The organism is Marinobacter qingdaonensis (assembly GCF_034555935.1).
Classification (GTDB): Bacteria; Pseudomonadota; Gammaproteobacteria; order Pseudomonadales; family Oleiphilaceae; genus Marinobacter; species Marinobacter qingdaonensis.
Window position 1 is genome coordinate 40,483 of the sequence record NZ_JAYDCJ010000003.1, and the last position, 17,754, is coordinate 58,236.

General features: G+C 63.1%; 12 protein-coding genes. 5 read left to right on the forward strand and 7 right to left on the reverse strand.

What is annotated here, in order from left to right; all coding sequences use genetic code 11:
• Positions 1 to 527 precede the first annotated feature (527 nt).
• From aupA to U5822_RS03505, 4 genes are all read left to right on the forward strand, one after another.
• Positions 528 to 1,862, forward strand: coding sequence for an alkane uptake protein AupA (gene aupA / locus U5822_RS03490; protein WP_322854240.1), 1,335 nt, complete (start codon positions 528 to 530; stop codon positions 1,860 to 1,862).
• Between the two features lie 14 nt (positions 1,863 to 1,876).
• The gene (locus U5822_RS03495) at positions 1,877 to 5,152 is read left to right on the forward strand and encodes an Ig-like domain-containing domain (protein WP_322854241.1); all 3,276 of its coding nucleotides are present in this window, start codon (positions 1,877 to 1,879) and stop codon (positions 5,150 to 5,152) included.
• Positions 5,153 to 5,312: 160 nt separating this feature from the next.
• Positions 5,313 to 7,607, forward strand: a complete 2,295-nt coding sequence (locus U5822_RS03500) for a molybdopterin-dependent oxidoreductase (RefSeq protein WP_322856875.1) — start codon at positions 5,313 to 5,315, stop codon at positions 7,605 to 7,607.
• 25 nt (positions 7,608 to 7,632) lie between these two features.
• Positions 7,633 to 8,097 (forward strand): DUF2489 domain-containing protein, encoded by a 465-nt coding sequence (locus U5822_RS03505; protein WP_322854242.1) that lies wholly within the window; start codon positions 7,633 to 7,635, stop codon positions 8,095 to 8,097.
• Positions 8,098 to 8,438: 341 nt separating this feature from the next.
• Here the strand turns inward: U5822_RS03505 and U5822_RS03510 are convergent, their stop codons facing one another.
• The 3 genes from U5822_RS03510 to U5822_RS03520 all read right to left on the reverse strand — a co-directional run bounded on the left by U5822_RS03510 (position 8,439) and on the right by U5822_RS03520 (position 12,961).
• On the reverse strand, positions 8,439 to 9,800 hold the full coding sequence (locus U5822_RS03510; protein ID WP_322854243.1) for an aminoacyl-tRNA deacylase and HDOD domain-containing protein: 1,362 nt from the start codon (positions 9,798 to 9,800) through the stop codon (positions 8,439 to 8,441).
• 117 nt (positions 9,801 to 9,917) lie between these two features.
• The gene (gene recG, locus U5822_RS03515; protein ID WP_322854244.1) at positions 9,918 to 11,993 is read right to left on the reverse strand and encodes an ATP-dependent DNA helicase RecG; all 2,076 of its coding nucleotides are present in this window, start codon (positions 11,991 to 11,993) and stop codon (positions 9,918 to 9,920) included.
• A gap of 8 nt (positions 11,994 to 12,001) precedes the next feature.
• The gene (locus U5822_RS03520) at positions 12,002 to 12,961 is read right to left on the reverse strand and encodes a hydrogen peroxide-inducible genes activator (protein ID WP_322854245.1); all 960 of its coding nucleotides are present in this window, start codon (positions 12,959 to 12,961) and stop codon (positions 12,002 to 12,004) included.
• Between the two features lie 74 nt (positions 12,962 to 13,035).
• On the opposite strand from U5822_RS03520, the gene U5822_RS03525 reads away from it, so the two are divergent.
• The gene (locus U5822_RS03525) at positions 13,036 to 13,905 is read left to right on the forward strand and encodes an SDR family oxidoreductase (RefSeq protein WP_322854246.1); all 870 of its coding nucleotides are present in this window, start codon (positions 13,036 to 13,038) and stop codon (positions 13,903 to 13,905) included.
• A 62-nt stretch (positions 13,906 to 13,967) separates the two neighbouring features.
• Here the strand turns inward: U5822_RS03525 and U5822_RS03530 are convergent, their stop codons facing one another.
• The 4 genes from U5822_RS03530 to gmk all read right to left on the reverse strand — a co-directional run bounded on the left by U5822_RS03530 (position 13,968) and on the right by gmk (position 17,672).
• Positions 13,968 to 14,354, reverse strand: coding sequence for a RidA family protein (locus tag U5822_RS03530; protein WP_219476992.1), 387 nt, complete (start codon positions 14,352 to 14,354; stop codon positions 13,968 to 13,970).
• A gap of 77 nt (positions 14,355 to 14,431) precedes the next feature.
• A complete protein-coding gene (locus tag U5822_RS03535) occupies positions 14,432 to 16,576 on the reverse strand; it encodes a RelA/SpoT family protein (protein WP_322854247.1) in 2,145 nt (714 codons plus the stop codon).
• 165 nt (positions 16,577 to 16,741) lie between these two features.
• The gene (rpoZ, locus tag U5822_RS03540; RefSeq protein ID WP_322854248.1) at positions 16,742 to 16,954 is read right to left on the reverse strand and encodes a DNA-directed RNA polymerase subunit omega; all 213 of its coding nucleotides are present in this window, start codon (positions 16,952 to 16,954) and stop codon (positions 16,742 to 16,744) included.
• Between the two features lie 91 nt (positions 16,955 to 17,045).
• The gene (gene gmk / locus U5822_RS03545; RefSeq protein ID WP_322854249.1) at positions 17,046 to 17,672 is read right to left on the reverse strand and encodes a guanylate kinase; all 627 of its coding nucleotides are present in this window, start codon (positions 17,670 to 17,672) and stop codon (positions 17,046 to 17,048) included.
• Positions 17,673 to 17,754 lie beyond the last annotated feature (82 nt).

Consider the following 17,754-nt stretch of genomic DNA (forward strand, 5'->3'; position numbering starts at 1 on the left):
TTCATGTGCATAACCCCCCATAAGGGATCACTCAGTTTCATCCTCTTTTAACCTGTTGAAAGACAGGCACCGTTAGCGAGTCACTACAGATGCCACTACCCACTCCAAAACGAACAATGACGCGCACCTGAATCTGAAGCATGGAACGCACCAAAAAACCTGTATCGTCTCCTTAACAAGGTGATAGCGGGCTCGCCCAATTTCGGGCCAACAGGTTGTGTAAAGCATCTCGACGCTTCTGCCAGCCAACCCTTACAGAAAGCGCCCTCAGGCCGGGTTGGGAAAGGCGGCCCCCAATAATTTTTTTTACCCAGCAACTCTGGCCCCAAAAATCATATAAGCATTTGTTTTAACGAGTATCTCGAAAACATCTAAGGCCTGGATGGTTTTACCGACATGAATTTGCGTCAACAAAGCCAAAGTCCTGATAAGACAAGCCTCATAGACTGACTGTGAAAATAATGGAACAGCCGATCTCAAGAACGAGACGGCATGCGACAAAAACAATGAAATAATGGAGTGTATCAATGGCTTCCACCCGGTTATCAGTACGGGCGCTGTCCCTGGCCGTTACGGCTATCACGACCAGTCTTTCACTTTCCACCAACGCCAGCATGGGCAACCTGGGCACCACCTACGGCGTCATGCCGGTGGATGTCGCCACCGCCCAGTCGCTGTCCATGTTCAACGATCAGGTGTCAGCCACCTATTACAACCCGGCGGCGCTGACCAAGGACGATCGCGGCGAGCTGACCTCCGGCCTGTTGCACGCCGAACAGGAGCTGCGGTCAGCCAACCCCAACGCCGATGGTGATGTGCTTTCCAGCTCCCCCAGTCAGCACGTGTTGATCGGCATGAAAACCAACCTGGGCTCCATTACCCGGTTCAAGCACCCGATTTACCTGGGCTTTATTGCCGGTGTGGAGAAGTACGGCAAGGAGATGCTGGCGTTCCGCTCCGAGACCACGGAGAGCGGGCAGTTCCTGCAGTACGGCAAAGAGCCGTTGTTCCTGAATGTCGGCGGCGCCACCCCGATCTGGCGCGGCATTTCCGCCGGCGCCTCGGTGCGGGTGACCCTGGAAGCCGCAGCCAGCCTGGAGGCGGTCTCCACCCTGGGCGGCGAGACCAGCCGTGAGCGCCTGGCGGTCAACGCCGAGCCGTCACTGAAGAGCATCCTGGGCACCAGTATCGATCTGGGCGACACCATCTGCCCGGAGTCCGACTGCTTCTTCGACGGTTGGGAAACCGCCCTCACCTATCGCACCAAGTCGTCCGCATCGACCTCGGTGGACTCCAACATCATCGTGACCCAGACCATTCCCGACCCGGGCCTGAGCCTGGCGGTGGCCACCATCGATTCCTTCCAGCCGGAAACCATTGCCCTCGGTGCCCAATACCGCGGTAATGGCTGGCGCGTGGGCGGTTCGGTGGAACAGCAGAACTGGTCCGAGCTGGAAAACGAATTCGCCGGCGACACCATCAAGGATCAGGAATCGGTGTCTTCCGGTGACCGCATCCGCTTCGATGACATCCTGGTGCCGCGCATCGGCGCCGAATACGAACTGAACCAGAATTTCGCCGTACGCGCCGGCCTGGCCTACGAAGAATCTCCCCTCAAAACCACTCGTAATCCAGAGCTCAACTACCTGGACACCGACAAGATCGTCGTCGGTCTCGGTTTGAGCGCCACCTACAACCGCACCCGCCTGCTGGCCTACCCGATCCGCATGGACATTGGTTATCAGTACCAGCAGTTGCAGGAACGGGATTTCACCCTGGTGGATTATGACGGCAACGAAACCGACGTGACCGCCGACGGCGACGTACACGTGATCAGTGGCTCCATTACCCTGAAGTTCTGAGGAGAGGTTCTGCCATGAAATACAACAAGACTCTGGCATTGATTCCAGCGATGCTGCTGGCCGCCTGCGGCGGCAGCGAGCAATCCATGAACGAACCGACCGAAGCGGGTGCGGTGGTGTATTCCTACCCGGCTGATGGCCAGACCGGCATCAGCCCCGCGGCGGACATCGTGATCCGGTTCTCCCACCCGATCACCGACACCGAAGCCGACTTGCAGAGCAAGATTCGGGTCAGCAACGGCAGCAACCCGGTGCCGTTCACCGTGACCAAGGTGGATGGCGGCCATAGCCTGAAACTGGCCCCTAATGCCGCACTGGCAACCGGTACCAATTACACCGTCACCTTCAACGATGCGCTGCTGGCGGCGAACGCCCAGGCCGTGGCCACGCCCAATGCCCACGGCGCCAACGGCATTCAGTTCTCCACCCGCGGCGGTTTCACCGGAATCGCGGGCCTGGACAACATGGCCGGGGACTTCGCCGTGGCGGAACTGATCCCCTCGCCCACCGGCCAGTTCCAGCCCATGAACTTCTCCACCTTCCGGCTCAACCTGACCCAGCCGGTGCACCCGGACTGGCAGGCCATGGGTGGCCAGATCCGCCTGGAGAACGCCGCCGGCGACACCGTGCCCGCGACGATCCTGGTGGATGGCCGACGCATTACCGTCGACCCCTGCACCGTGGAAGCGCAGGAGCTGTGTGGCACCAAGGCAGACGCCCTGACCGCCGGCGAGACTTACACCCTGCGGGTCCAGGGGCTGCCCAGCCTCACCAGTTCGGCCACCCTGGATTTCAGCCAGTCGTTTACCCCGCGCGAGACCGGGCCGACCGTGGTGCTGTTCCAGGAACTGATTGATTCCGGCCTGCTGGCCGGCAGCGACGAGGCGGGCGCCCGCAAGTCCCGGCTCAATGGCCAGATCATCAACGGTGTCACCCTGAATTCCGTACTGCAGGGCAACGCCGGGCCGTCTCAGAAATCCGGCGGGCTGTTTGCGGAGCTGGCCTACGCGCCGTCCTTCGCCGCAGACGAACCCCTGCCTCTGCGGGTTCCCAAGGGCAGCCTGCTGCTCGGTAGCAGCCTGGACGTGAAGATCAACGGCAGCGTACCGGTCATCGATCCCAAGACTGGCCAACTGCAAACCACCGGCGACATCAAGGTCACCATGCTGTCCGATGCCACCGGCTACCTGAGTCCCAACCCCTACACCGACGACCTCAACGCGCCCCGGCACGTGAAGCTGTTCATGGACGTGTCCATGAACACCGAGGCAGCCCAGCCCAATGCCTCCCTGTCCCAGGACCTGCTGGGGGTTGAGCTGAGCGGTATCGCGATCGTGCAGGACGGCGTACTGACCATCGACGCCATCGGCGTGGTGGAACCCAACCTGCTGGGTCAGGAGTACACCGATTCCACCATCGCGTTCCGGATCGAGGCGGCCACCGATGCCGAGTCGGCCCTGGACGCCGAAGACCTGTTCACCCCGGACAGCACCAGCCCGCAACTGGTGAGCTGGATGCCCGGCCCGGCGAACGCCATCCCGGCCACCCGGCAATCCATGCAGCGGCCCGGCGATCCGGTGATTCTGAACTTTGATGAGCCGCTGGACGGAGCGTCGATCCAATCAGGCATTACCGTGATTGAGGGCGCGACCCCACTGACCAGCGACGCCGTCGACATCAAGCTCGACGGCACCTCGCTGGTCATCAATCCGGTGGGCGGCCTGAAACACGGAGTCAATTACAGCGTCCAGATCAACCCGGACCTGACCGACCTCGCCGGCAACAGTGCCATGTCGCAATCCCTGGATTTCGCCCTGGCTGACACCGGCGATGGCAGCGAATTCATGGTCTCGCCCATCGCATTGACCACCTACCCCGGCTTCCCCTGCGTGACGACGGGCGTTGATCTGGCCTCAAAAACTCACGGCCAGTGCGTGGACGCCGCGCCGGATGGGCCTCGTGGTGATGTTCTGCCCATCACCACCATGCCAACCGATCGCCCCATTACCGTGGTCTTCTCGCAGTCCATGGATCTGGATTCCATCCGTGCCGGCGAAACCTTTGTGGTTGAGCAGCAGGACGAGAACGACAACTGGGTCGGTGTCAGCGGGCGCCTGGAGAAAAACAACCAACGCATCCGCTTTTATCCGGACCAGCCATGGGAACTGGGTAACTTCTACCGATACACCATGGCATCGGCCACCGCCGAAGGCGACTGTGGCAACGCCATCTGCTCGGAGACCGGGTACCCGCTGCAAACCGATCTGCTGGTCGATCCCGGCGATCAACGTGATGAGGGTTCCGGGGAAGTGGACATCGGTGGGCCGGACATGACCATCTACTTCGAGGGCGCCGAAGCCCGGAACACGGTCTTCACGCCGCTGCGTAACCTGCCCATTCGTGACGTGAACTCCAACTACGTGGTTGACTGTGATCCCGCAGGAAACACCGACTGCCTGGAGCCTTTTGCCCACGAATCCGATGGCGCCGGTGGTTTCCTGCCCTCTGCCAACGCGGCGAAACTTCAGGTTACCGGCCAAAAGGCCACCGTCCTTGGTAATGAAAACGCGGACGCGAGTGTGGGCTGTGCCGCTGGTACCGACTGCCCGGAATCCAAGTTCATCTATCAAACCTACGGACTCAACACCGAAGTTACCGGTCCTGCGACCGATCCCGAGACCGGAAAACAGGGTGTTGGCGTGCTGCTCTACCCGACCATGCTGGCCACCACGTCAGCCACGGTGGTGCTCGAGGGTTTGGGAGATCAGGTCACCGGGCCGCAAATCCTGCGCATGCGCTATGACAAAGACGACCCTGCCTGTGACACCGACTGTGCGCGAAGCGGCCTGATTCCCGGGATTATCATTGAGGGCGCCAGTGGCGGCCCAGTCTTCAAGACCACGGCGGAACTGACCCTGGACGCACCGAAGTTGGAGGTTCCGCTGCAGGGCGTGCTTCAGCACAACCTGTACTCCTATGAGTTTCCCCTGAAACTTGATGGCGCCATCACCTTCTTCGACGATGGCCGGATGCAGATTGAGCAGCGAAACAGCAACGTTCCAGAGATCAACGTCCTGGTGACCACCGACAGCGCCATACTCAACGCCGGCATTGATTTCATCTCCTGTATCGGCGGGTTGTTCACCGGCAATACCGGGGCATGCGGTTCGCTGCTGGACCAAAGCACCGAATCGAATGGCGCGGTTAAAATCCCGCTGGTGATCCCCGAGGGTGGCGTCTACCTCAACTTCATCTCCAACCCGGTAAAGGAAATCCCTGCCCAGCAGTGACTTCAGGCCTTTACCTTTTCAGGCCAGCCGCCCCGGCTGGCCTTTTTTTATGCCTTGCGGCCGGTCGGCCGAACTCCCCAGCCCCGGGCAATCCTGCTAATCTCAGACATCGATCACGCGGATGAGCGACGATAACAACGACCGCCAGGAGAACAGCCCCATGGACAACGGCATTCACTACCGCACCTGCCATCTCTGCGAGGCCATGTGCGGTGTCGCCATCGAAGTGAGCGATGGCACCATCCAGTCCATCAGGGGCGATGATCAGGATCCCCTGAGCCGCGGTCATATCTGTCCCAAGGCGGTGGCCCTGAAAGATCTGCATGAGGACCCGGACCGGCTGCGCAAGCCGATCCGGCGCACCGATCAGGGCTGGCAGGAGATGGAGTGGGACGACGCCTTCCGCCTGGTTGCCGACCGGCTGCACAAGACCCGCACCGAGTATGGCCGCAACAGCCTGGGGGTGTATCTGGGCAACCCCAACGTCCACAATCACGGCTCACTGGTGGCCACCCTGCCGTTTCTCCGGGCACTGGGCACCCAGAACCGGTTCTCGGCCACCTCCAATGATCAGTTGCCGCACATGCTGGCCAGCCTGGAGATGTTTGGCCACCAGATCCTGTTCCCGATCCCGGACATCGACAACACCGATCTGTTCATCTGCATCGGGGCCAACCCCATGGCCTCCAACGGCAGCCTGATGACGGTGCCGGATGTTCGCGGTCGCATCAAACGCCTGCAGGATCGGGGCGGCAAGCTGATCGTGATTGACCCCCGCCGCACCGAGACCGGCAAACTGGCGGACGAGTTTCATTTCATCCGGCCCGGAAGCGATGCGCTGTTGCTGATGGCGATGGTTCAGACCCTGTTCGACGAAGATCTGGTCAATCTCGGCCAGGTGGAACGGCTGACCAAAGACGTCGATCTGCTTCGCCTCGCCGCCCTGCCCTTCACCCCGGAAGCCGTGGCCGGGCACACCGGCGTGGCCGCCGACCAGATTCGCGAGCTGGCTCGGCAGCTGGCCAGGACCCGCAAGGCAGCCCTTTATACCCGCATGGGCACCAGCACCCAGGCCTTTGGCGGCCTGGCCACCTGGCTGGCCTATTGCCTGAACATCCTGACCGGCAAGCTCGACACCCCCGGCGCCATGCTGTTCAGCCAGCCCGCCATTGACCTGATAACCCTGGGTGCGATGGCAGGCCAGAACGGCCACGTGGGCAAGCGCTTCAGCCGGGTCAAGGGCTTGCCCGAGTTCGGGGGCGAATACCCGGCCAGCACCATGGCCGATGAAATGCTCACCCCCGGCGAGGGCCAGATCCGCGCCTTCGTCACCGTGGCCGGCAACCCGGTCCTGTCCAATCCCAATGGCAAGCGCCTGGAACAGGCTCTGTCCGGACTGGATTTCATGGTGTCGGTGGATTATTACCTGAACGAAACCACCCGCCACGCCGACGTCATCCTGCCGCCCACCGCCGCCCTGGAGCGCAGCCACTACGATCTGATTTTCAGTCTGTTCGCGGTGCGCAACACCGCCAAATACAGCGACCCGCTATTCGATGCCGGCCCGGACAGCCGCCACGACTGGCAGATCTTGCTGGAACTGGCCCACCGGCTGGAGAAGCACCGCCAGGGCGGCCGGTTGCCGCTGCGCTCGGAGCTGGGTTGGCGCGCCTTCAAGCAGCTCGGCCCCGACCCGATTCTCGATGTGCTGTTGCGGACCGGCCCCTATGGCGCCAACACCGGCCGCCTGCGCGGCCTCGCCGAGCCCGCGGTTGATCTGGTGCTGGACCTGCTGCCGCCGCGCAATCCGCTCCGGGGACTGGCCAAACTCAGCCCGTTGAACCGGCACTGGCAGGCGCTGCCCAAAGGCTTGTCCATTGCCGCGCTGCGGGACAACCCGAACGGGGTCGACCTGGGGCCGCTGCAGCCATCGCTGCCCGATCGCCTGTTCACCCGGGATGGGATGATCAATCTGGCGCCCCGGCGTTACCTGCAGGACGTCGAGCGCTTACACCGGCACCTGGTCCAGCCAGTGGCCGACGAGCTGCGGCTGATTGGCCGCCGGCACGTACGCAGCAACAATTCCTGGATGCACAACAGCCATCGGCTGGTGAAGGGCAAGGACCGCTGTACCCTGATAATCCACCCCAGGGACGCCAGCCGGCTTGGACTGCAGGCCGGCGATTCCGCCCAGGTGACGGCGGACGACCGCCAGATTGTGGTGCCGGTGGAGATCACCGACGAGATCATGCCGGGCGTGGTCTCAATTCCCCACGGCTGGGGCCATGACCGCCCGGGCACCGGGCAGTCGGTGGCCACCAGCCACGCCGGCGCCAGCATCAACGACCTGCTCAGTGACCAGCAGGTTGATCCGCTGATTGGCACGTCCGTATTGAATGGCCAGGCCGTCGCTGTCAAAGTCTGGCGTCCGGAGCGACATCGCAAACCCGCCTGAAGGCGAAGCAACCAAGGAGACGACCATGCCCCAGTGGCTGCAGTGGACCCTGATCATCGCAGGACTGATCGCCATCGCACTGCTGCTGGCGTTCATTCGACGCCAGGTCCGCACCCTGGCGGAGAACCGCCGGCGCCAGAAGAAATCCGAGGACTTTAACCAGAAGCGGCGCAAGGACATGATCGACAGCATTCGGGTCATCGCCATGGCTGTGGAGGCCGACCAGGTGGAATACTCGGAGGCCTGTCTGCGCCTGAAGGGCCTGCTCGACCACGTTGCGCCCGAGTTGCTGAGCCAGAGCCCGTACCGCATTTTCCAGGAGGTCCACGACAAGCTGGAACACATGCCCACCCACCGGGCCCGCCAGGCCACGGATACCCGCTTCGTGGAGAAAATGGACAAGGAACGGTTCAACGTCGAGAAGGCCCACGCCGACGAAATCCGGCGCGCCGCCACCGCAATTCGTCACCACGCGTTCGAGGAAAAGTAGGCGAAACGGCTCGACAGGCGCCCACTCGACTTTTGTAATTTTTTGTAAATTCTTCCAGCGCAGATTCCACCGGTTTCGGACGTTAAATCAACGGCTTCCGACTTGGCGGATTGTTGATTTTTTGGTCAATGTCCGCTGAGGCCAGCGGTTGACTTTTCTTTTCCCGGCCTTTGACTAAATTGTTAGTAGGGCTTTACCCAAATCTGCGACGGTAATCGCCCTTCGTTGTTTTCTCCTGATAAGTTTGGACGACTCTGCAACAAGCGGGTGAGCTTGCCGGCCCTTGGGCCGGCTTTTTTTGGTGTGAAAAACCTGGAAATCCTAGCAATAACCGTGAGTTGCTAACTCATCATGCCGGCGATGGCCATGATGCTGTCCTTGCTCTGGACCAGCTCATCAAACTGCGCCTCGACCGCCGCCCGATCCAGCCCAAGCTCCTCGAACACCAACTCCGGGATGGGCTCGCCCGCGCCCAGCGCCACTCCCCGGGCGGTCAGCAACTGCCGACCCAACCAGAGCAGCTTGGCGTAGACATCGTGGGCGCCGTCGTAGCGCGGATTCTTTTGGTAGCGGATGGCCAGGGTCACTTCGTCCGGCATGCCCCAGTTTTCCATCAGTTGCGCCGCGATCTGCTCCCGGGTGATGCCGAGCAGGTAATGCTCGGTGACCGAGGAGTCGATCTGGGGATTCACCTCGAGGGACCGGCACACCAGTTTGAAATGGGGCGGGAAGACGTGGGCCAACACCAGGTGGCCGAAGTTGTGCAGCAAACCACCCAGGTAGGCCAGCCCGAACAACGGACGCTCGCCCCGCGGCATCATGCTGGCCAGGATCCCGGCGGACTGGGCCTGCCAGATCGCCTGCTGCCAGTAGTCGACGTAGCCTTCCGGATGGTCCTGGGGCTGTTTCAGGGCGCGGCCGAGGGAGAGCCCCATGGCCAGGTTCATCACCAGGTCAAAACCCAGCACCCGGGACACGGCGTCGTGCACCGAACGCACCTGCCCGGCCGCGGCATAAAAGGAGGAGGACGCCCAGCTGACCACCTGCGCGGCCAGGCTGGGATCGCTTTCGACGATGTCCACCAGGTCGCCCATCACGGCGTTCGGATTGACCCGCAAGTGAATGATGCGCTGCGCGGTTTCCGGCAGCGGCGGCAATTCCAGGGTATCTTCCAGGCGCTGGCGGATGCGCAGGCCGGTGAATTTCTTGATGGCGTTGTGCAGCTGGTCCCGGTCGCGGCCGGGATCGTCCAGATTGACCGAGATGGTTTCGGGGTCGGCAACGAAATTGCCCCGGTCGGCGTTGCGGGTCAGGGCCCGAAAATCCTCGCCGGGCATGACCATGGCCAGGTCGTGCTCTTCCAGCTCAATGGCGACGGCGGGCAGATCGTCGACCCGGCGGTCCACCATGGTCGGCCACCCGGTCAGCGATGGCAGTGCTGGCAGGGCACTGAGGCCGGCCCGCTCACGCACCCGCAGCTGGTCACGGCGTTTCATCAGGCGCAGATCCCGACCCAGGCGCTTGTTCAGAGCCTCAAGGTCGATCAGGTCATCCTTGCGGCAAATCACCTGCAGGTTACCGCCGGCGTCGCACAGCAGCATCATCCTCAGGCGTTCGCTCTCTTTGGCCTGGTTGGCGCTCCGCAACGACACCCCCGAGGCTGAGTCTCCCAGTGCCTGCTGGACCGAGACAGGTAGTTCCATAGTCTGCTCCCAATTCGTGCTGCAGGCCGGAACCCGGCCGATTCCTAAAAGTTCAAGGTCAGTATAGGGCAAGATTCCGGCCTGATCCCTGTCCGCCCGACCACACAGCGGACCCGATCACACATCGCCGTAGCGAATCTTTTCACCGAGCCAACGCCGGATCAGGGCCGCCACCACCTCCCGATTGGGCATCAGGCCCGGCGCCATTTCCCGAATCGGCTCGATCCAGCCCTTGTCGCGCTCAAAGTCGGCGAGCCGGAACTGCATCATCCCGGTCTGCCGGGTACCCAGGACCTCCCCGGGACCGCGGATCTCCAGGTCCTTTTCGGCGATGAAGAACCCGTCCTGACTGTCCCGAAGCGCCTGCAAACGGGCCTTGCCATTACTGGACAGGGGCGGATGGTACATCAGAACACAGAAGCTGGCCTGCTCGCCACGCCCGACCCGTCCGCGCAGCTGATGCAGCTGGGCCAGGCCCAGGCGCTCCGGATTCTCGATGATGATCAGCGAGGCGTTGGGCACATCCACCCCAACCTCGATCACCGTGGTCGCCACCAGCAGGTCGAGCTCGCCGTTCTTGAACCTGTCCATCACCGCCGCCTTCTCGGCGGCTTTCAGGCGGCCATGGACCAGCCCGACCTGCAGGTCCGGTAACCGGTCCGACAACTCCTGAGCGGTCACTTCCGCGGCCTGGCACTGCAGGGCCTCGGATTCCTCAATCAGGGTACACACCCAGTACGCCTGCCGGCCAGCGGCGCAGGCACTGCGCACCCGCTCGATCACATCCTCCCGGCGCCCGTCGGGAATAACGATGGTCTCGATGGGCTTGCGCCCGGGGGGCAGTTCGTCGATGACGGACGTATCCAGGTCGGCGTAGGCGCTCATGGCCAGGGTCCGGGGAATGGGGGTGGCGGTCATGATCAGTTGGTGCGGCGCCAGGCGGTCGCCAACGCCCTTCTCCCGCAGCGCCAGACGCTGGTGCACGCCGAAGCGGTGCTGTTCATCGACGATGACCAGAGCCAGCCGGTCAAACACCACGTCGTCCTGGAACAGGGCGTGGGTGCCAATGGCGACCTGGGCGGACCCCGAAACCACGGCCGCCAGCGCAGCCTCCCGGGCCTTGCCTTTGACCTTGCCGGACAGCCACGCCAGCTCGAGCCCCAGGGGCTCGAGCCACTGTCGGAAATTCTGGTAATGCTGCTCCGCCAGAATCTCGGTCGGCGCCATCAGCGCCACCTGGGCGCCGGCTTCAATGGCCTGCAAGGCGGCCAGGGCGGCCACCACGGTCTTGCCCGAGCCGACATCACCCTGCACCAGCCGAAGCATTGGCAGGGGCTGGCTCAGGTCCTGACGGATGTCGGTCATGACATGCCGCTGGGCCCCGGTCAGCTGGAACGGCAGGGACTCCAGGAAACGCTCGGCCAATTCGCCACGGGGCAGCAATGGCAGCGCTTCCCGGGCCTGGATCTGCTCCCGAACCTGCAACAGGCTAAGCTGGTGCGCCAGCAATTCTTCCATCACCAGGCGCTGCTGGGCCGGGTGGCGGCCTTCCATCAACAGGTGCACCGGGGCATCCGCCGGCGGCGAATGCACCAGCTGGACCGCCTCACTGATGCCCGGCAGCTGATAGTCCGCCAACAGGGACGGGGGCAGCCAGTCCCGGATCGGGTAACGCTGGAGGTATCCCAGTGCCTGCTGACACAGTCCCCGCACCCGGGGTTGCTGAATGCCCTCGGTGAGCGGATACACGGGGGTCAGGGTGGCCTGGCCTTCGGCCGGCATGGGGGGTGGGTTGACCTGGTATTCCGGGTGATAGAACTCATACCCGGCCCGACCCGGTCGCACCTCGCCGAAGCAGCGCACCCGGGCACCTTCGGCCAACTGGTTGCGCTGGGCGGCGTTGAAATGGAAGAACCGCAGCACCAGGAAGCCGCTGCTGTCCTTGAGGGTGACCTGCAGGCTCCGGCGCCGTCCCATGACCAGGTCGGTTTTCATCACCTCCCCTTCGGCCACCGCCACATCGCCGATGCGCAGACTGCCCATGGGTACGACCCGGGTGCGGTCCTCGTACCGATGGGGCAGATGAAACAGCAGGTCCTGCAGCGAGGCGATCCCCAGCTTGCCCAGTTTCTCGGCCAGCGCCTGGCCGACGCCCTTGAGCTGGGTAACCGGGATGTCATCCAGTGACGTCATGCCGGAACTCAGGCGCTTTCGGCCACGGCCGGGGTATCGGATTTCGCTTTTTCAATCACCCGGCACTGACTGGCTGCCAGGGACAGCATGTCGATGGCCTTGGGCCGCGGGAAAGTCACCCGCCAGGCCAGGGCCACGGTCCGGAAGGGCACCGGCGGAGCGAACGGGCGCACCGCCAGGATGTCCTCGTGGTACTGCATGGCCGTGGCCGCCGACAGCGGCAGCACGGTAATCCCCAACCCGGACGCCACCATATGCCGGATGGTCTCGAGGGAGCTGCCCTCGGTCACCAGTGCCGGCGCCTCGGTGTCGACCCGGCGGGTGACGGCGTCCACCAGCGGCGGACAGGACTCCAGCACCTGATCCCGGAAACAGTGGCCGGGGCCGAGCAGCAACAGTTGTTCCTTGGCAAGCTCCTCGGCGGTCAGCTGCTCTTTCTTGGCCAGCGGGTGGCCCGCCGGCAGCAGCACCACGAACGGCTCATCGTACAGCGGCAAGGTCAGCACCTCCGGCTCCTCGAACGGCAGCGCGATGATGATGGCGTCCAGTTCGGACTGGCGCAGCTTCTGCCGGAGCGTGGCGGTGTAGTTTTCCTCGATGTACAGGGGCATTTCCGGGGCCGCCCGACGGAGTTCCGGCAACAGGTGCGGGAACAGGTAGGGGCCGATGGTGTAGATGGCCCCGACTTTCAGGGGCGAGTTCAGCTGGTTCTTGCCGTCCTGGGCCATGTCCTTGATGACCCCGACCTGATCCAGGACCCGCTGGGCCTGCTCGATGATGCGCTGGCCGGTCTCGGTGACCCGGATACTGCTCTTGCTGCGCTCGAACAGGGGAATGCCGAGCTCGTCCTCCAGCTTCTTGACGGCGACACTCAGGGTCGGCTGGCTGACGTGGCAGCGCTCGGCGGCGCGGCCAAAATGCCTTTCACGGGCAAGCGTAACGACGTATCGTAACTCGGTGAGAGTCATGGTGAGCTCCGGTCAGATCTGTGCGGGGCAAATTCACTAATTTATGGGTTCAAGCATAAGGATTGATATTGGCTATGGCAATGACTGAACACACGACATCTCCCCGGATCCTGGTCGCCGGCTGCGGCAAACTCGGGGGCGCCATTGCCAGTCTGCTCACCGACGCCGGCACGGTGTTCGGACTGCGCCGCAACCCGGACCGGGTGCCACCCGGCGTGCAGGGCCTGGGCGCGGACCTGACCCAACCGGAGACTCTGGCCACGGCGGTCCCGGACAACCTGGACATCGTGATCTACTGCCTGACCCCAGCCGCCTACGACGAGCAGGGCTATCGCGATGCCTATGTCACCGGGCTGACCAATCTCCTGGCCGCCCTGCCACAGCAGCGGCCCCTGCAGCGTCTGATTTTCATCAGCAGCACCAGTGTCTACGCTCAAGACGACGACAGTTGGGTGGACGAAGACAGCCCGACCACGCCCCGTCGGTTCAGCGGCGAACAGATTCTGGCCGGCGAACGGACCGCACTGGACAGCGGCCATCCGGCCACCGTCGTGCGCTTCAGTGGCATTTACGGCCCGAGCCGTCGACGCTTCCTGGAGGAAGTGATCGAGGGGCGGATGGATCCCCAATCCCCGGCCCCGTTCAGCAACCGCATTCACGAGGACGATGCCGCAGCCGCCATCGCCCATCTGGTGCAGCGGGCCCTGCAGGGCCAGGCCCTGGATGACCTCTACGTCGCCAGCGACTGCGAGCCGGCGCGACTGGACGAGGTGGTGCAATGGGTGCGCCAGCAGACCGACTGCGCCAGCCCCCAGGCCAACGCCCGCAAGGGTGGCCGGGCCGGCAGCAAGCGCTGCAGCAACCGACGCCTGCTGGCCACCGGCTTCCAGTTCCGGTTCCCGGACTTCCGGGCCGGTTACCAGGCCATGATCGACCCGGCTTGACCGGCGAACAGGCACAAAAAAAGGCGGCACTGGCCGCCTTTTCTTCTCGATGATGCCCGCGCTTAGCTGAGCACCATGACCGCTTCCATCTCGATGGGCACGCCCTTGGGCAGCGCCGCCACACCCACGGCCGCGCGGGCCGGATAGGGTTCTTCGAAGTAGGTTGCCATGATTTCGTTCACCGTCGCGAAGTTGGCGAGATCGGTCATGTAGATGTTGAGCTTGACGATGTCCTTGAGCTCGCCACCGGCGGCTTCACAGACTGCCTTGAGGTTCTCGAACACCTGCCGGGTCTTGGCGGCAAAATCCCCGGCCACCACTTCCATGGTTTCCGGTACCAGCGGAATCTGACCGGACAGGTACACCGTGTCACCGGCTTTCACGGCCTGTGAATAGGTGCCAATGGCCTGCGGGGCGTTCTCGGTCTGGATGACGGATTTGTTGGTCATGACTTGGGAATTCCTCTCGTTCAAAACGCCAATCGTCACCCCTGGGCGCCGCCACTGTCAACCAGACAATGGTGCGGTCAGTGGCGGACCCGGCCAATGTGACTCACCGCCCGGATGTTGCGCACCCGGCGCATGACCCGAGCCAGGTGCCGGCGCCCATTCACATGCAGCACCAGGCTGACGATGCTGAACTTGGCGTTCTGGTCCTCGACGTTGATGCGCTCGATGTTGCCGTCGGCCATGGCCACGGCGTTGGCCACTTCAGCAATCACGCCACGCTGGCGTTCCAGCTCGACCCGAAGCTCGACGGAGAACTCGTCGGTGATGTCCTTGGCCCACTTCAGGTGGGTCAGGCGGGCCCGGCCTTCGTCGTCTTCCGGCAGGCGCGAGCAGGTGTCGGAGTGGATCACCATGCCCTTGCCGGAGTCCATGATGCCCACCACCGGGTCGCCCGGAATCGGCTTGCAGCAACTGGCGAAGCGCACCAGCAGCCCTTCGGTACCACGGATGGTGACCGGGCTGTGGGCGCCGGCCTGATTGGCTTCGGTGGCAACGTCGGTGCCGATGCCGCTGTCGGCACCAGTAATCAACTGGCGCGCCACCAAGTAGGCCATCCGGTTGCCCAGACCAATGTCGCTGATCAGGTCATCCAGGCTGTTGACCTGATTGTGGTTGACCACCGCCTGCACCTGGACGTCGCTGATGTCGGCCAGGCGGGTACCAAAGCCCTTGAGGGACTTCTTGAGCAGGGTTTTGCCCAGGTCCAGGGATTCCGCCCGCTTCTGGCTCTTGAGCACGTGCCGGATGCTGCTCCGGGCCTTGCCGGTGACCACGAAACTGAGCCAGGCCGGGTTTGGACGGGCGCCGGGCGCGGTGATGATCTCCACGGTCTGGCCGCTCTGCAGTGGCTGGCTCAGGGAGCTGAGGTTGCGGTTGATGCGACAGGCCACGGTGGCGTTGCCGATGTCGGTGTGGATGGCGTAGGCGAAATCCACCGGGGTGGCGCCACTGGGCAATTCCATGATCTTGCCCTTGGGCGTGAACACGTAGATCTCGTCGGGGAACAGGTCCACCTTCACGTGCTCGATGAACTCCAGGGAGTCGTCGGCCCGCTCGCGCATTTCCATCAGCCCTTTCACCCAACGGTCGACCCGGGCCTGGTTGGCGCTGGAGACACTGGTGGGCTCGCTCTTGTACATCCAGTGCGCGGCGATCCCGTTGTTGGCGATGTGTTCCATCTCCTCGGTACGGATCTGGATCTCGATGTTCACGTGCATGCCGAACAGGGTGGTGTGCAGGGACTGGTAGCCATTGGCCTTGGGCATGGCGATGTAGTCCTTGAACCGGCCCGGCAGCGGCTTGTACAGGTTGTGCACGGCACCGAGGATGCGGTAGCAGTCGTCTTCGGTGTCGGTGATGATCCGGAAGGCGTACACGTCCATGATTTCATGGAAGGATTTCTGCTTGAACTTCATCTTGTTGTAGATGCTGTTCAGGTGTTTCTCCCGCCCCAGGATGCGGCCGGGCAGTCCCCGTTCCTCCAACTTTTCCTGCAGCTTGCCGCGGATCTCCTCGATGATTTCCCGGTGGCTGCCGCGCAGCTTGTCGACCGCCTTGGAAATGTACTTGGAGCGCATCGGGTACAGGGAGGAGAAGCCCAGGTCCTCCAGCTCGGTGCAGATGGAGTGCATGCCCAGGCGGTTGGCAATCGGGGCGTAGATGTCCAGGGTTTCGGTGGCGATGCGCTGGCGTTTCTCGTAGGGCATGGGGCCCAGGGTACGCATGTTGTGCAGGCGGTCCGCCAGCTTGACCAGGATCACCCGGATGTCCCGGGCCATGGCCAGGGTCATTTTCTGGAAGTTCTCGGCCTGGGCCTCGGCGCGGGAGCGGAATTCGATCTGGGTCAGCTTGCTGACGCCGTCCACCAGTTCCGCGACATCGTCACCGAACTGCTCGGCCAGGGCGTCCTTGGGAATGCCGGTGTCTTCGATCACATCGTGCAGCATCGCCGCCATCAGGCTTTGATGGTCCAGCCGCAGATCGGCCAGGATGTGCGCGACCGCCAGGGGGTGGGTGATGTAGCGGTCGCCGCTCTTGCGCATCTGCCCTTCGTGGGCCTGTTCGGCGTAATAGTAGGCTCGTCGCACCTGGTTGATGCGATTGGTATCCAGATAGGTACTCAGCTCTTTCGCCAGACTTTCAACCGTAGCCTCTGCCGACACCGCGCCTCCGTATAGTCACAAACTGCGGGGACAAAAAAACCCGAATGCATGCATCCGGGTCCTTCCTGATCCTGCCAATCAACGTTCTAAGAACAGACTATAGAAGCGCGGGGGCAGATTTCAATGCTTTTGCAGAACGGGTACGTACTTGTACCCGCATAGCCGTCACTCGTCGTCGTCTTCCTGCAGCAGGTCGCGACCGACCTTGCCTTCGGCGATTTCGCGCAGGGCGATAACGGTGGGCTTGTCGTTCTCTTCGGCCACCATCGGTTCGGCGCCTTTGGTCGCCAGTTGACGGGCACGCTTGGTAGCCAGCATCACCAACTGGAAGCGGTTATCAACGTTTTCCAGACAATCTTCAACGGTAACTCGTGCCATAACTTCCCCGAAAATAAAATGACTGATTCAGCAGACCGCGTAGTTTACTGCGGCCGGCTCAATTTGTATACAGTACCGAGCGCGATTCCGGCTAGCGGGACAGGCCCGCCAGCAGGGCGCCGTGACGGTCCTGCTGGACCGCGACCCGCAGGCGCTGACTGCGCACAATGGCCAGCAGATCCGCCAGCGCCACCTCGAACTGGTCGTTGACCACCAGGTAGTCGAATTCCAGCGCATGCCGGCACTCTTCCGCGGCCTCGGCCAGGCGGCGCTCGACCACCTCCGGCTTGTCGGTGCCCCGCCCCACCAGGCGCTCCCGCAGCACCTCCGGCGACGGCGGCACGATAAAGATGCCGACGCACTCGGGCATCAACCGGCGCACCTGCTCCGCGCCCTGCCAGTCGATTTCCAGGATCACATCCTGGCCGCCGGCGAGCGTGTCGCGTACCCAGCTGTGGGAGGTGCCGTAGTAATTGCCGAAAACGTCGGCGTGTTCGAGGAAGTCGCCCTGGCCAATCATGGCTTCAAAGGCATCCCGGCTGACGAAGTGATAGTTCACGCCATCCTGCTCACCCTCGCGCATCGGCCGGGTGGTGTGGGATACCGACACCCCAAGCTTTTCGTCATTGCGCAGCATGGCTGCCACAAGGCTGGTCTTACCGGCGCCCGAGGGCGCGGAGATGACGAACAGCGTACCCCGTTCAACTGCCTGGTTCATGAACTAACAACTCCAACCTGCGTGTATTCGGAGGGCGGCGGCGTGGACCCGCGCCCGGAATGCGCCGGATTATACGGGCTTC

Bases quoted from the DNA above. Each gene is read 5' to 3' on its own strand.
- aupA (WP_322854240.1), top strand. From the start codon at position 528: ATGGCTTCCACCCGGTTATCAGTACGGGCGCTGTCCCTGGCCGTTACG.
- U5822_RS03495 (WP_322854241.1), top strand. From the start codon at position 1,877: ATGAAATACAACAAGACTCTGGCATTGATTCCAGCGATGCTGCTGGCC.
- U5822_RS03500 (WP_322856875.1), top strand. From the start codon at position 5,313: ATGGACAACGGCATTCACTACCGCACCTGCCATCTCTGCGAGGCCATG.
- U5822_RS03505 (WP_322854242.1), top strand. From the start codon at position 7,633: ATGCCCCAGTGGCTGCAGTGGACCCTGATCATCGCAGGACTGATCGCC.
- U5822_RS03510 (WP_322854243.1), bottom strand. From the start codon at position 9,800: ATGGAACTACCTGTCTCGGTCCAGCAGGCACTGGGAGACTCAGCCTCG.
- recG (WP_322854244.1), bottom strand. From the start codon at position 11,993: ATGACGTCACTGGATGACATCCCGGTTACCCAGCTCAAGGGCGTCGGC.
- U5822_RS03520 (WP_322854245.1), bottom strand. From the start codon at position 12,961: ATGACTCTCACCGAGTTACGATACGTCGTTACGCTTGCCCGTGAAAGG.
- U5822_RS03525 (WP_322854246.1), top strand. From the start codon at position 13,036: ATGGCAATGACTGAACACACGACATCTCCCCGGATCCTGGTCGCCGGC.
- U5822_RS03530 (WP_219476992.1), bottom strand. From the start codon at position 14,354: ATGACCAACAAATCCGTCATCCAGACCGAGAACGCCCCGCAGGCCATT.
- rpoZ (WP_322854248.1), bottom strand. From the start codon at position 16,954: ATGGCACGAGTTACCGTTGAAGATTGTCTGGAAAACGTTGATAACCGC.
- gmk (WP_322854249.1), bottom strand. From the start codon at position 17,672: ATGAACCAGGCAGTTGAACGGGGTACGCTGTTCGTCATCTCCGCGCCC.